At 64.4% G+C, this 13,726-nt stretch carries 11 protein-coding genes; 5 read left to right on the top strand and 6 right to left on the bottom strand.

Annotation, left to right across the window (positions count from 1 at the left end; all coding sequences use genetic code 11):
* Nucleotides 1–89 precede the first annotated feature (89 nt).
* Together E5E97_RS03300 and E5E97_RS03295 are read left to right on the top strand one after the other, a co-directional pair.
* Entirely contained in the window at nt 90–659 is a 570-nt protein-coding gene (locus E5E97_RS03300) for a sigma-70 family RNA polymerase sigma factor (protein WP_016352315.1), read from the top strand.
* Nucleotides 652–1,317, top strand: coding sequence for a ChrR family anti-sigma-E factor (locus tag E5E97_RS03295; RefSeq protein ID WP_073352138.1), 666 nt, complete (start codon nt 652–654; stop codon nt 1,315–1,317). The genes E5E97_RS03300 and E5E97_RS03295 overlap by 8 nt, the downstream gene beginning before the upstream one ends.
* Nucleotides 1,318–1,378: 61 nt before the next feature.
* Here E5E97_RS03295 and bacA read toward each other — a convergent pair whose 3' ends face one another.
* The 6 genes from bacA to galE all read right to left on the bottom strand — a co-directional run bounded on the left by bacA (nt 1,379) and on the right by galE (nt 7,964).
* Nucleotides 1,379–2,194, bottom strand: a complete 816-nt coding sequence (bacA, locus tag E5E97_RS03290) for an undecaprenyl-diphosphate phosphatase (RefSeq protein WP_011707770.1) — start codon at nt 2,192–2,194, stop codon at nt 1,379–1,381.
* Nucleotides 2,195–2,386: 192 nt separating this feature from the next.
* Complete coding sequence (locus tag E5E97_RS03285; RefSeq protein WP_118880173.1) at nt 2,387–3,397, bottom strand: aldo/keto reductase; 1,011 nt, start codon at nt 3,395–3,397, stop codon at nt 2,387–2,389.
* 185 nt (nt 3,398–3,582) lie between these two features.
* The gene (gene galM, locus E5E97_RS03280) at nt 3,583–4,575 is read right to left on the bottom strand and encodes a galactose-1-epimerase (protein WP_171279861.1); all 993 of its coding nucleotides are present in this window, start codon (nt 4,573–4,575) and stop codon (nt 3,583–3,585) included.
* Nucleotides 4,576–4,639: 64 nt separating this feature from the next.
* Nucleotides 4,640–5,788: a galactokinase gene (gene galK / locus E5E97_RS03275; RefSeq protein ID WP_118880175.1), complete on the bottom strand. Its 1,149-nt coding sequence runs from the start codon at nt 5,786–5,788 to the stop codon at nt 4,640–4,642.
* Entirely contained in the window at nt 5,785–6,843 is a 1,059-nt protein-coding gene (locus tag E5E97_RS03270) for a UDP-glucose--hexose-1-phosphate uridylyltransferase (RefSeq protein WP_118880176.1), read from the bottom strand. Before E5E97_RS03270 ends, galK begins: the two co-directional genes overlap by 4 nt.
* Before the next feature lie 107 nt (nt 6,844–6,950).
* On the bottom strand, nt 6,951–7,964 hold the full coding sequence (galE, locus tag E5E97_RS03265) for a UDP-glucose 4-epimerase GalE (protein ID WP_118880177.1): 1,014 nt from the start codon (nt 7,962–7,964) through the stop codon (nt 6,951–6,953).
* Between the two features lie 204 nt (nt 7,965–8,168).
* Between galE and E5E97_RS03260 the strand changes: the two genes are divergently transcribed.
* From E5E97_RS03260 to mglB, 3 genes are all read left to right on the top strand, one after another.
* Nucleotides 8,169–9,173, top strand: coding sequence for a substrate-binding domain-containing protein (locus E5E97_RS03260; RefSeq protein ID WP_011707764.1), 1,005 nt, complete (start codon nt 8,169–8,171; stop codon nt 9,171–9,173).
* A gap of 218 nt (nt 9,174–9,391) precedes the next feature.
* Entirely contained in the window at nt 9,392–12,469 is a 3,078-nt protein-coding gene (locus E5E97_RS03255) for a beta-galactosidase (RefSeq protein WP_118880178.1), read from the top strand.
* A 234-nt stretch (nt 12,470–12,703) separates the two neighbouring features.
* The gene (gene mglB, locus E5E97_RS03250) at nt 12,704–13,690 is read left to right on the top strand and encodes a galactose/glucose ABC transporter substrate-binding protein MglB (RefSeq protein ID WP_118880179.1); all 987 of its coding nucleotides are present in this window, start codon (nt 12,704–12,706) and stop codon (nt 13,688–13,690) included.
* Nucleotides 13,691–13,726: the final 36 nt, after the last annotated feature.

Here is a 13,726-nt window from a genome sequence, read left to right as displayed (position 1 = left end):
CGTATTGGCACTCATCACCCTCTTCAAGGTACGGCGCCATGGCATATACTGGCCAATCACAATCGACTCCGCACAGGATATCGCCCCCCATGGATGACCCCGCCGGCGATCTGAAATCCCTGTTGGTGCGGGTGGCCGAGCATGGCGACAAGGCCGCCTTCGCCACCCTGTTCCAGCACTTTGCCCCGCGCATCCGCAGCTACGGGCTGCGCCACCTCGGCAGCGAGGCCAACGCCATGGAGCTGGTGCAGGAGACCATGCTGCTGGTGTGGCAGAAGGCCCGGCTCTATCACCCCGACAAGGGGGCTGCCACCACCTGGATCTACACCGTGATGCGCAATCAGGGCTTCGACATGCTGCGCCGACGCCGCGCCAGCAAGGAAGAACTCTGTGCCGAAGAGCTGTGGCCCATGCTGGAGTTCAGGGCGGAAGAGGAGCACCTGAGCGGCGGCGAAGACGCCGTGCTGACCCGCCAGATGGCCCATTACGTCGGCACCTTGCCGGAACCGCAGCAGCAGGTGGTGCGCGGCATCTACCTGCAGGAGCTCTCCCAGCAGGAGCTGGCAGACCGGCTCGGCGTGCCGCTCGGCACCATCAAATCCCGCCTCAGACTGGCATTACAAAAATTGAAGGAACAAGTGGAGCAAGGCCATGATTAAAGCCCATCCCGTTCAGGCCATGTTGCGCGCCTTTGCCGCCGACGAACTGCCCCTGCCGCTGGCCGTCGGCGTTTCCGCTCACTGCGAGCTCTGCCCCGATTGTGCGGCCCGGCTGCGGGCCTGCGAAGAGGAGCTGGCCCGGCAATACCTGGCGCCCACCGAAGAGTGCGAGCCCTTGCCGGCGGCGTTCGATGCCATGCTGGCCGGCATCCTGCAGCAGCCGGTGGCCAGTGCGGCCGCGTTGAGTCAGTCGACGGCGGTCCAGCCCGAGCTGCAGGTGGCGGGCCAGTCGTACCGGTTGCCGCGGGTGCTGGCCCGTCACCACGCCCCCAGCTGGCGTCACATCGGCGCCATCCGGCAGGTGAGCCTGCCGCTCGACGAGCAGGGGGCCCGCGCCAGCCTGCTGCACATAGAGGCGGGTGGCCGCATCCCGGAGCACACCCACAAGGGCTACGAGCTGACCCTGCTGCTGGCAGGCACCATCGAAGATGGCGACACCCGCTATCAGGCCGGGGACTTCATCTGGCGCGATGCCAGCCATGCCCACAGTCCGCACACCCCGGACGGCTGCCTCTGCTACACGGTGCAGGATGCGCCGGTCCAGTTCACCAAGGGGTTGTCGCGGCTGCTGAACGGCATCAGCCATCGCCTCTACTGAGTCATGGCGGCAATAAAAAAGGGACCCTCTAGGTCCCTTTTTGCATGGTGTCGCGGCCGGATCAGGCGACGAACACCAGATAGACGGCGAAGGCCACCACGAAGCGGTAGATGGCGAACGGGATGAAGTCGAGGCGACGGATCAGCGCCAGGAAGGTCTTGATGGCGATCATGGCCACCACGAAGGCGGTGATGAAGCCCACCGCGAACATGGGGAAGTCGGCCATGGAGAGCAGATCCCGGCTCTTGTAGAGATCCAGTCCGCTGGCCGCCACCATCATGGGTACCGCCAGGATGAAGGAGAACTCGGCCGCAGCCTGACGGCTGATCCCCATCAGCATGCCGCCGCTGATGGTGGCACCGGAGCGGGAGAAACCAGGCCAGAGCGCCAGGCACTGGAACAGACCGATGCCGAGCGCCTGCTTGTAGCTGATGTCGTCCAGGGTTTCGGAGCGCACTGCCGGGCGGAACTTCTCGGCGATGATCAGCAGGATGCCGCCGGCCACCAGGGCGTACATCACGGTTTGTGGGCCGAACAGATGAGCCTTGATCCAGCTGTGGATGGCGAGGCCGATGATCACGGCGGGCAGCATGCCGAGGATGATGTGCACCAGCGAGAGGGTGGCGTGTCCCTGCGCCGGTTTTTGGCCGAAGTGGATGCCGATCAGGCCAAACAGGCGGCGCCAGAACACGGCGACCACCGCCAGGATGGAGCCCATCTGGATCACCACTTCGAAGGTGGCAGCCTTGGGGCCGTCGAAGCCAAGCAGGTGGCCGACGATGATCATGTGGCCGGTGGAGGAGACGGGGAGGAACTCGGTCAGGCCCTCCACTATGCCCAGCACGAAGGCGACAAACAGGGCGTAAGACTCTGTCATGTTTCAGATCTCTTGATTATTGGTCCGGATGAAGTCGGCCCCGAGCCGAGCCAGGGGCGACCAATGATGGAGGAAAATCGGGCGGGCAACCAGTGAATATTGTGTCGGTGCCAGGCCGCGCCGGCGGGATCGACGGCGGGGTCATGGGTTTTCGTTCGGGTCATATTTGTTCGCTGTCGGCATCGGCCCCGATCAGGCGGTGCCCTGGCTGGCCAGGATCCCCTCGATTTGCTGCAGCAGCGCCGCATCCAGCGGGGGTTGGGCCTGGGCTTCCACCGCGCTGACAATCTGTTGCGGGCTGCTGGCACCGATCAGGGCGCAGCTCACCACAGCGTCGCGCAGCACCCACTGCAGCGCCAGTTGCGACAGCGGTTGGCCCCGCTGCTGCGCCAGCGCATGCAGGGCTCGGATGGTGGCCAGCTTGCCGGCGGTGATCTGCTCGGGCTTGAGGAAGGGGCTGGCACTGGCGGCGCGCGAATCCGCTGGAATGCCGGCCAGGTAGCGATCGCTCAGCAGCCCGCCGGCCAGTGGGGAGAAGGCGACCACCCCCATGCCGTGCTCGCGGCAGACCGGCAGGGTGTCGGCTTCAATATCGCGCTGGAACAGGGAGTATTTGAGCTGATTGACCAGACAGGGGGTGCCCAGCTCCGCCAGCCGGGCGGCGGCCTGTGCGGCGAGCGGGGCCGGGTAGTTGGAGAGGCCGACGTAGAGCGCCTTGCCCTGACGCACCATCAGGGCCAGCGCCTGACAGGTCTCTTCCAGCGGAGTGCGCGGATCCGGCCTGTGGTGGTAGAAGATGTCCACGTAGTCGAGGCCGAGCCGGCGCAGGCTCTGGTGCAGGCTGGCAAACAGGTATTTGGCGCTGCCGCCGTCGCCGTAGGGGCCATCCCACATGATGTACCCCGCCTTGCTGGCGATGATGAGCTCGTCCCGATAGGGAGCCAGGCTCCCCTTTAGCAGCTTGCCGAAGGTGAGCTCGGCCGACCCCGGCGGCGGTCCGTAGTTGTTGGCCAGATCGAAGTGGGTGATACCCAGATCGAACGCCTGGTGCACCATGGCTTTTGCGGTGGCGGGATCGCACTCGGCGCCGAAGTTGTGCCATAGGCCGAGACCGATGCCGGGCAGGCGCAGGCCGTGGCGACCGGCGGGTCGATAGGGCTGGCGCTGGTAGCGGTCGGGGGCGGCGAGGTAGTGATCATCCATAACGACTCCTTGCGTGAACTTGTGTGCGAGCGGATGTGACGGGTGACCCCGAGCCCTCTTCATCCGCCATGTCGGTGTGGAGCAGAGTGCACGGGGCCAGCGTGTAGCCAGAGTGCCGCGAAACGGTGACGCCGCCCCGGCTGCGCCTGCGGTGGTCCGCGCAGGCCGGGTGGAGGGCGCCGGGGTCAGCTGGCGGCGATAAAGCGATAACGGGTCTGGTGACGATAGGTCTGCCCCGGCAACAGCCAGGGATCCCCCAGCTCGGGCCGGTTGGGGCTGTCCGGCAGCTGCTGGGCCTCCAGACAGAAGCCGGCGTGATCCTGATGGAGTCGGCCATCGCGTGCCGGCGTATTGGCCAGCCAGTTGCCGGTGTAGAACTGCAGCGAGGGCTGGTTGGTGTAGACCTCCATGACCAGCTGGCGATCCCCCGAGACCACCCGCGCCGCCCACTCGGCGCTCGGCCCGTTGAGCACAAAGGCGTGATCATACCCCTTGGCCTGTTGCTGCTGGGGGTGGCTCAGCCAATCTTGTCCGATCAGGCGCTCGTGGCGCAGATCGAACGGCCCCTCCACCGGTGCGAGCGCGAGCGGCAGCCCGCTTTGGTCGGTCGGCAGGAAACGGTCGGCATTGAGGCGGATGAGGTGATTGTGCACATCGCCGTCGGCGGCTTGTCCATCGAGATTGAAGTAGGTGTGGCTGGTGAGGCTGACCGGGGTCGCGGCATCCGTGCTGGCGACGAAATCCACCACCAGATCGTACTGCTCCAGCCGGTACTCCAGCGTGACCCGCAGGTTGCCGGGAAAGCCCTGATCCCCCGCCCGGGAGAGCAGGGTCAGTCTGACCCGGTCCGCCTCCCGCTCCTTGATCTGCCAGTGCTGGCGATGAAACCCCGCCCGTCCGCCGTGCAGGCAGTGGGGCGGCTGGTTGGCATCCAGCGGCCAGCGCTGGCCGTCGCGCAGCAGCTCGGCGTTGCCGATGCGGTTGGCAAAGCGGCCCGCCACCGCCCCCAGCCACACCTGCTGGGTGGGGTAGGCCTCATCGGCGCAGCCCAGCAGCACTTCGCGGCGCCCGCCCGCCACCGGCAGGGTGAGGGAGGTGAGGGTGGCGCCAAAATCGAGGCCGCGCAGGCGCAGCCCCTCATCGTTTTCCAGCTCGAACGGGATCATGGCATCGCTCATAGTGTGCCTGCACCTGTGTTGCCGATCCGGCAGACGTTGCCGTCGGCCTGCATCCTCAATGGGCTCATAGTTTTCCCGCCCCTGCGCTGGCGCGGCAGACGTAGCTGTCGGCCTTGAGGCCGAAGCGGGCCGGATACTCGGCATCGACCGCGGCGATCACCTCGGCCACTTTGTCGGGGTGCAGCAGGGCGACCACGCAGCCACCGAAGCCGCCGCCGGTCATCCGCACACCGCCCTCGGTGCCGATCCTGGCCTTGATGATCTCCACCAGACCGTCGATGGCGGGCACGGTAATTTCGAAGTCATCGCGCATGGCGGCGTGGGAGTCGGCCATCAGCTCGCCGAGGCGCACCAGATCCCCTTGCGCCAGCGCGTCGGCGGCGGCCAGGGTGCGGCTGTTGTCGCCCACCACGTGACGGGCACGGCGATAGCAGACCTCATCCAGCCCGGCCTTGCCCGCTTCCAGCGCCGCCAGATCCAGATCGCGCAGCGCCTTGACCCCGTAGTGACGGGCGGCGGCTTCGCACTGCTGGCGCCGGGTGTTGTATTCGCTGTCCACCAGACCGCGGCGTACATTGGAGTTGACGATCAGCACCGCCAAGTCGGTGGGCATGGGGATGAGCCGGGTTTCCAGCGAGCGGCAGTCGAGCAGCAGGGCGTGATCCTGTTTGCCGCTGGCGGAGATCATCTGGTCCATGATGCCGCAGTTGCAGCCGACGAACTGGTTCTCCGCCTGCTGGCCGTTGAGGGCAATCTCGGCCTGCGTGATGGCGAGCCCCAGCGCCTCCTTGAAGGCCTGGCCGATGGCCACTTCCAGCGAGGCGGAAGAGGAGAGGCCGGCCCCCTGCGGCACGTTGCCGGAGACCACCAGATTGAGGCCGCGCAGCGGATAGCCTCGCTCCTGCAGGTATTTCACCACCCCGCGGATGTAGTCGCTCCAGCGCTGGTCGGCATGGTGGTCGATGGGCTGGTCGAGAGCGAACAGGTCGCGCTGGTTGCCGTAGTCGGCGGCGATCACGTGCACCAGGCTGTCATCGCGCAGGCCGATGGCGACGCAAGTCTCGTAGTCGATGGCGCAGGGCAGCACGAAGCCATCGTTGTAGTCGGTGTGCTCGCCGATGAGGTTGACGCGGCCGGGGGCCCGTACCAGCAAGTCGGGTTGTTGCTCAAACTGCTTGGCAAACACGGCGCTGACGCGCTGGCTCGGGGTCATAGGGCCTCCTCGTTGGCCTGATTGGTCTGGTTGTAATGAATGGGGGAAAGCGCCCGCAGCCGTTCCGCTGCTTGTTCCGGCGTCAGATCGCGTTGGGTTTCGGCCAGCATCTCGAAGCCCACCATGAATTTGCGCACCGTAGCGGAGCGCAGCAGGGGCGGATAGAAGTGGGCATGCAGTTGCCACGCCTCTGGGCAGTCGGAGCGGGGCGGGGCAAAGTGCCAGCCCATGGAGTAGGGGAAGCTGCACTCGAACAGGTTGTCGTAGCGGCTGGTGAGCTCCTTGAGCGCGATGGCCAGATCCTGCTGCAGCTCGGGAGTGAGGTCGAGCAGAGAGGGAACGTGGCGCTTGGGCAGCAGCAGGGTTTCGAACGGCCAGGCCGCCCAGAAGGGCACCACGGCGAGCCAGTGGGCGGTCTCCACCACGATGCGGGAACGATCTTGCAGCTCCCGCTCCACGTAGTCGACCAGCAGCGGGCGGCCTTGCTCCGCCAGCCAGTCGCGCTGGTGCTGCTCTTCGCGGGCTATTTCATTGGGCAGGAAGTCGCTGCCCCACAGCTGACCGTGGGGATGAGGGTTGGAGCAACCCATGACGGCGCCCTTGTTTTCAAACACCTGCACCCACTCCCACTGGGCCGACAGCTCGGCCACCTGCTCCATCCAGGTGGTGATCACCTGCTCGATGGCAGGCAGGGGCAGTTCGGGCAGGGTCTTGCCGTGATCCGGCGAGAAGCAGATGACCCGGCTGGTGCCACGGGCGGCTTCCAGCTTGAGCAGGGGATCCTGCTGGCCACTGGCGGCCGGGGTGTCCTGCATCAGGGCGGCGAAGTCGTTGGTAAAGACGAAGGTGTCCCGATAGTCGGGATTCTGGTCGCCGGTGACGCGCTTGTTGCCGGCACAGAGGAAGCAGTCGGGGTCATGGGCCAGGCTCGGCGCCTGGCTCACCTTCTCGACCTGGCCCTGCCAGGGGCGCTTGGCTCTGTGAGGGGAGACCAGCACGTATTGGCCGGTCAGCGGGTTGAAACGACGGTGGGGGTGATCAACCGGGTTGAACATCATCACTCCTCAAGCTCAATAAAAGGAATTGCGGGCAGTGATGAGGGCGGGGGTGCCTCTCATCTGTGGCCCTTCTCCCGCGACGGGAGAAGGGTGCAAAGCGGACATCACGCCTCGTACCCCTGGGGGTTGGCGGATTGCCAGCGCCAGCTGTCGGCGCACATGGCGGCCAGATCCCGCCGGGCACGCCAGCCCAGCTCGCGTTCGGCCTTGGCGGGATCGGCCCAGCATTCGGCGATGTCGCCGGGACGTCTTGGTTCGATGCGATAGGGTAAGGTGCGGCCGCTGGCCGTCTCGAACGCCGTGACCATCTGCAGCACGCTCTGGCCCTGGCCCGTGCCCAGGTTGTAGACGTGCACGCCACCCTTGCTGGCGCAGTGCTGCAGCGCCTTGACGTGCCCTTCGGCGAGATCCATCACGTGGATGTAGTCGCGCACGCCGGTGCCGTCGACGGTGGGGTAATCGTTACCAAAGATGGAAAGGCAGTCGCGCCGGCCAATGGCGACCTGGGTCAAAAACGGCATGAGGTTGTTGGGGATCCCCTGGGGATCTTCCCCCATGGTGCCCGACTCGTGGGCGCCGACCGGGTTGAAGTAGCGCAGCAGGGTCATGCTCCAGTGCGGCTCGGCCCGTTGCAGATCCTCGAGGATCTCTTCGATGATCAGCTTGGAACGACCGTAGGGGTTGGTGGCGCTGCGTGGGAAATCTTCCCGGATGGGGGTGCTGGCCGGGTCGCCGTAGACGGTGGCCGACGAACTGAACACCAGGTTATGGACGCCGGCCCGCTGCATCGCCTGCAGCAATACCAGGGTGCCGCTCAGGTTGTTCTCGTAGTATGCGAGGGGGAGGCGGGTGGATTCGCCGACCGCCTTGAGGGCGGCGAAGTGGATCACTGCGTCGATCCGTTGCTCGCTGAAGATGCGATCCAGCAGAGCCGGGTCACGGATGTCCCCCTGATAGAAGCGGGGCTCGCGCCCGCTGATGGCGGCGATGCGAGCCAGTACGCCCGCCTTGCTGTTGCAGAGGTTGTCCACCACCACGGGCTCCATGCCAGCCGCTTGCAGTGCCAGGCAGGTGTGGCTGCCGATGTAGCCGCAGCCGCCGGTGACCAGTACTTTCATCCTCATCTCCACGCTGAAAAAAGCCTGTGAAGGAGTCTAGCCGAGGGGCCGGCGGGCAAACTGTGAACTGGCTAACAAATATGTGTAAACGATTACACTTGTTTTGGTGGTCATCATTTCAGCAATATGGTTTTCCCCCCTGTTATCAGTGACATTGCTCGGTATAATGGCGCCATCCCGAGCCGTGAAATAAGTGAAAATAGCATGAGTACCATCAAGGATGTCGCCCGTTTGGCCAACGTATCGGTGGCAACGGTTTCACGGGTGATGAACAACTCACCCAAGGCCAGTGCCGCTTCCCGCGAGGTGGTACAGAAGGCCATGGCCGAACTGGGCTACACCCCCAATGCCAACGCACGGGCACTGGTCAGCCAGACCTGTGACACCATGGGGGTGCTGGTGGGCGACGTGGCGGATCCCTTCTTCGGCGCCCTGGTCAAGGGGGTGGCCGCGGTGGCGGTGGAACAGGGCCTGCACCTGTTGATGGGTAATGGTTTTCACAAGGCACGGCAGGAGCGCGAATCCATCGAACTGCTGATCGGCAAGCGCTGCGAGGCGCTGGTGGTGCACAGCAAGGCGCTGAGCGACGAGGAGCTGATCGACTACGCGCTGCGGGTGCCCGGCATGGTGTTGATCAACCGCGACATCCCGGCACTCAAGGGGCGCTGCATCGCCCTCAACAACCGGCAGGGGGCCGCCACGGCGACCCGCCATCTGCTGGAGCTGGGCCACCGCCACATCGCCTTCCTCAGTTCGGATCACGCCATCGAAGATGCCATCCTGCGGCTGCAGGGCTATCAGGATGCGCTGGCCGAGGCGGGGCTGCGCGCCGATCCCGAGCTGGTGGAGAGCGGCATGCCCAACGAGGAGGGCGGCGAGCGCGCCATGCTCAACCTGCTGGCCAAGGGGCTGCCCATCACGGCCGTGGTGGCCTACAACGACGCCATGGCGGCGGGGGCCATCTCGGTGCTGGCGGACAACGGCCTCAAGGTGCCGGAGGAGGTGTCGGTGGTGGGTTTCGATGACATCATCTATGCCAGATACCTGCGCCCCAAGCTCTCCACCATGCGCTACCCGGTTGAACTGATGGCTGCCCAGGCGGCCAAACTGGCACTGCAGCTGGCGGCGGGGGAAAGCGAGGCGGTGCAGAGCCGCATTTACACCCCGACCCTGATCAACCGCCACTCGGTGGCTCCCGTTCGAAGCTGATCCCTTTCATTTACCTCCGTTTATCGCTCCGGATCGCCGTTTTTGCGGCGCGTGATCCGGAGCCTTCGCCTTTTACCTGCATTTAGCGCATTTTTACCCTGTTTTACTTAACAAATTCAGTGTAATCGTTTACATCTGTGTGAGCGAGATCGCCGATCACCGGGCAAAACTCCCCTACACTGCATACGTTTTCGGCGTTCATGCAGGGAGAGAGAATAATGCTCAGGGAGATAGTGGCCCGTCAGGACTGGCAGACCCAGGCAATTACCGCAGTGAATCGGTTGTCTGCCCATACCCCCTTGTTCAGCTGGCGCAGCGAAGCCGCGGCGCGAGATGATCTCGCCTCGCCATCGCGCACCCTGCTGGATGGGGAGTGGTGTTTCTCCTTCTTCGCGGCGCCCGAGCTGGTGCCGGAGCACTGGCTGGTCGAGGATCTGCCGGATGCCTGTGCCATCAAGGTGCCGGGCAACTGGCAGCTGGATGCGGCCTATCCAGGGTTGCGGCCTGCGACAGACGTGCCCATCTACACCAATATCAAATATCCCTTCCCGTGCGATCCACCACGGGTGCCGGCCGAGAATCCCACCGGCTGCTACTCCCGCGAGTTCAGCGTGCCGGCCGACTGGCTCGCCAGCGGCCAGACCCGGATCATCTTTGACGGGGTGGACAGCGCTTTTCACCTCTTCTGCAACGGTCGCTGGGTCGGTTACTCCCAGGACAGCCGGCTGCCTGCCGAATTTGACCTGACCTCTTTCCTCTGCGGCGGTGACAACCGGCTAGCAGTGCTGGTGCTGCGCTGGTCCGACGGCTCCTATCTGGAAGATCAGGACATGTGGCGCATGAGCGGCATCTTCCGCTCCGTCAGCCTGCTGCACAAACCGGCCCGTCATCTGGTGGACATTAGGGTCACCCCAGAGCTGGACGCCTGCTATCGCGATGGCCGCCTCAAGATCGCGCTGCAGGCGGCCAATGGGGCCGGTCTGTCGGTGGCGGCCTGCCTCTATGACGGCGTTGAGCGGGTGGCGACCCTGCGCCAGCCGATCGGCACGCAAGCCATTGACGAGAAAGGGGCGTATGACGATCGCGCCGAGTGCTGGCTCGAGGTGGCGGCCCCGCGCAAGTGGAGTGCCGAGACCCCCCACCTCTATCGCCTTACCCTGACCCTGCTGGACGAGCAGGGGGAGCCCATCGAGAGCGAAGCCTATGACGTGGGCTTTCGGGCGGTGGAGATCCGTGGCGGCCTGCTGCGGGTCAACGGCCAGCCGCTGCTCATTCGCGGCGCCAACCGTCACGAACACGATGCGGCCAGCGGTCATGTGGTGACCCCCGCCGCCATCGAGCAGGATCTGCTGTTGATGAAGCGGCACAACTTCAACGCGGTGCGTTGCTCTCATTACCCCAATCACCCCGAGCTTTATCGGCTGTGCGACCGGCTCGGCCTCTACGTGGTGGACGAGGCGAACCTGGAGACCCATGGCATGACCCCCATGGGGCGGCTGGCGCGGGATCCCGCCTGGAGCAACGCCTTCCTGGAGCGGGTGACCCGCATGGTGGCCCGCGACTTCAACCACCCCAGCATCATCATCTGGTCCCTTGGCAACGAGTCGGGCTACGGCCCGGCCCACGATGCCATGTATGGCTGGGTCAAGCGGGCGGATCCGAGCCGTCCGGTGCAATACGAAGGGGGTGGGGCCGATACGCCGGCCACCGACATCATCTGCCCCATGTATGCCCGCACCCATCAGGATCAGCCTTTCCCAGCGGTGCCCAAGTGGGCGCTGGCCAAGTGGATCGGCCTGCCGGGAGAGACCCGCCCGCTGATCCTGTGTGAATACGCCCACGCCATGGGCAACAGCCTGGGGGGCTATGCCCACTACTGGCAGGCATTTCGCGATCATCCGCGGTTGCAGGGTGGTTTCGTCTGGGATTGGGTCGATCAGGGACTGGACAAGCTGACCGACGATGGCCGTCATTTCTGGGCCTATGGCGGTGATTTCGGCGATACCCCGAATGATCGCCAGTTCTGCTGCAACGGTTTGGTGTTCCCTGACCGCACCCCCCATCCTGCCCTGTTTGAGGCAAAACGTGCCCAGCAGCCGTTCGGGTTGAGGCTGCTCGAGCGCCAGCCGCTGACGGTCGAGATCCGCAGCGAATACCTGTTTCGCGAGACGGACAACGAGCGGTTGCAGTGGCGGCTGTGCGAAGACGGCGTGGTGGTGAGCCAGGGTGAATGCCCACTTACCCTGGCACCGCAGGGAAGCGTGACGCTGACTCTGCTGGAGTGGTTGCCGGCCTTTGCGCCGGGGGCGCTCGCCTGGTTGGATCTCGCCATCGTACAGCCCGCCGCCACGCCCTGGTCTGCGGCCGGTCACGAGGTGGCGCGCCAGCAATGCATGTTGCCTGCCCCCCTGTCACTGCCTGTCGCACGCACGCCGGCCACCTTCATCGAGCTGGCGGATGGCTGGCAGATCCGGGCGGCCACCAGCGAGTGGCGACTGGACAAGGCCAGCGGCCGCATCCAAAGCTGGTGCAAGCTGGGCCGTGAGCAACTGAAAGAGGCCATCGCCGATCACTTCTATCGGGCACCGCTCGACAACGACATCGGTACCAGCGAGGCGGACCACGCCGATCCCAACGCCTGGATTGCTCGCTGGCAGGAGGCCGGGCTCAATGAGTTGCAGCACCGCTGCCTCGACCTGGTAGTGAGCCCTGACCAAGGGGTCGTGACTGTGCGTCACGGCTACTTCGTCGGCGAGGCGCTCAAGCTGCTGACCCGCTGGCGTCACGAGTTCGATCAGGATGGAGCCATGCGCCTCGCCATCGAGGTGGAGGTGGCAGCCGAGATGCCCTCCCTGCCGCGCATCGGCGCCCGGCTCTGGCTGACCGACGAGGTACTGGCGACAGGGGAGGAGGTGAGCTGGCTGGGGCGCGGTCCGCACGAGAACTACCCGGATCGCCTGCTGGCTGCCGACCTCGGTCGCTGGCAGTCGTCGCTCGATGCGCTGCACACAGCGTATGTGTTCCCGACCGATAACGGGCTGCGCTGTGACACCCGCCAGCTGCAACTGGGTACTGTCGAGGTCGAGGGGCTGCTCCATTTCAGCTTGAGCCGCTTCAGTCAGCAGCAGCTGGCACAGGCCCGCCACCAGACCGATCTGGTGGCCGAGGGAGGGCTGCACCTCTGTCTCGATGGCTTTCATATGGGGATTGGGGGCGATGATTCCTGGAGCCAGAGCGTGCGGCCGGAATATTGGTTGCAGCCGGGCGGCTACTATTGGAACTGTGTTCTACGCTGAATCTGAGCGATTGCTTAACAAGAAATAGCCTCGTTCAGGGCTTAAGTCTTGATGGGTAACTATAACTGCATGATTTTTAATTGATTTGTTGCTATGTAACAGAATGTAAACGTTTTCATTTTGTTGTCATGATCACAGATTGTCATACAACAAACTGATTACATTAGGCTGGCGCCAGTTCACTTGGTGTACAGCATTCCCTACAAAAACAGATAGAGAGATCGGAGCATAACAATGAAAAAGATCACGACCATTGCCGCCGTACTGATGAGCCTGATGGCTGGAGCCACCGCTCATGCCGAAACCCGCATCGGGGTGACCGTCTACAAATACGACGACAACTTCATGGCGGTAGTGCGCAAGGCAATCGAGAAGGAAGCGGCGGCCAACCCGGGGGTGGAGCTGCTGATGAATGACTCCCAGAATGACCAGTCCAAGCAGAACGATCAGGTCGACGTACTGCTGGCCAAAGGCGTGAAGGCGCTGGCCATCAACCTGGTTGACCCGGCGGCGGCCCCGGTCGTGATCGAGAAGGCCCGTGGCGAGGACGTGCCCGTGGTGTTCTACAACAAGGAGCCGAGCGCTGCCGATCTCGCCAGCTATGACAAGGCTTACTACGTGGGTACCGACTCCAAGGAGTCAGGCATCATCCAGGGTCAGTTGATCGCCAAGCACTGGAAAGCCAACCCGGCCTGGGATCTGAACAAGGACGGCGTCATCCAGTTCGTGCTGCTGAAAGGGGAGCCGGGTCACCCCGATGCCGAAGCCCGTACCACCTACGTCATCAAGACCCTGAACGACGGCGGCATCAAGACCGAGCAGCTGCACATGGACACTGGTATGTGGGATACCGCCATGGCCAAGGACAAGATGGACGCCTGGATCTCCGGCCCCAACGCCAACAAGATCGAAGTGGTCATTGCCAACAACGATGGCATGGCGATGGGTGCCGTCGAGTCGCTGAAGGCCCAGGGCAAGACCACCATCCCGGTATTCGGGGTTGATGCCCTGCCGGAAGCGCTGGCACTGGTCAAGAGCGGTGCCATGGCCGGTACCGTGCTGAACGATGCCGCCAACCAGGCCAAGGCGACCTACGAGCTGACCAAGAACCTGGCGGAAGGCAAAGCGGCCGGTGAAGGCACCAAGTGGAACATCGTCAACAAGGTTGTGCGCGTTCCCTACGTTGGTGTCGATGCTGACAACCTGTCCAAATTCGAATAATTCCCTCCTCCCGGGCAAGGGGTCTCCCCTTGCCCT

Origin of the sequence: Aeromonas sp. 2692-1 (genome assembly GCF_013085505.1) — a bacterium.
In the GTDB taxonomy this organism is placed as follows: domain Bacteria; phylum Pseudomonadota; class Gammaproteobacteria; order Enterobacterales; family Aeromonadaceae; genus Aeromonas; species Aeromonas hydrophila.
The sequence above is the reverse complement of the archived record's forward strand: the minus strand, read 5'-3'. Positions and strand labels throughout refer to the sequence as shown.

Bases quoted from the DNA above. Each gene is read 5' to 3' on its own strand.
- E5E97_RS03300 (WP_016352315.1), top strand. From the start codon at position 90: ATGGATGACCCCGCCGGCGATCTGAAATCCCTGTTGGTGCGGGTGGCC.
- E5E97_RS03295 (WP_073352138.1), top strand. From the start codon at position 652: ATGATTAAAGCCCATCCCGTTCAGGCCATGTTGCGCGCCTTTGCCGCC.
- bacA (WP_011707770.1), bottom strand. From the start codon at position 2,194: ATGACAGAGTCTTACGCCCTGTTTGTCGCCTTCGTGCTGGGCATAGTG.
- E5E97_RS03285 (WP_118880173.1), bottom strand. From the start codon at position 3,397: ATGGATGATCACTACCTCGCCGCCCCCGACCGCTACCAGCGCCAGCCC.
- galM (WP_171279861.1), bottom strand. From the start codon at position 4,575: ATGAGCGATGCCATGATCCCGTTCGAGCTGGAAAACGATGAGGGGCTG.
- galK (WP_118880175.1), bottom strand. From the start codon at position 5,788: ATGACCCCGAGCCAGCGCGTCAGCGCCGTGTTTGCCAAGCAGTTTGAG.
- E5E97_RS03270 (WP_118880176.1), bottom strand. From the start codon at position 6,843: ATGTTCAACCCGGTTGATCACCCCCACCGTCGTTTCAACCCGCTGACC.
- galE (WP_118880177.1), bottom strand. From the start codon at position 7,964: ATGAAAGTACTGGTCACCGGCGGCTGCGGCTACATCGGCAGCCACACC.
- E5E97_RS03260 (WP_011707764.1), top strand. From the start codon at position 8,169: ATGAGTACCATCAAGGATGTCGCCCGTTTGGCCAACGTATCGGTGGCA.
- E5E97_RS03255 (WP_118880178.1), top strand. From the start codon at position 9,392: ATGCTCAGGGAGATAGTGGCCCGTCAGGACTGGCAGACCCAGGCAATT.
- mglB (WP_118880179.1), top strand. From the start codon at position 12,704: ATGAAAAAGATCACGACCATTGCCGCCGTACTGATGAGCCTGATGGCT.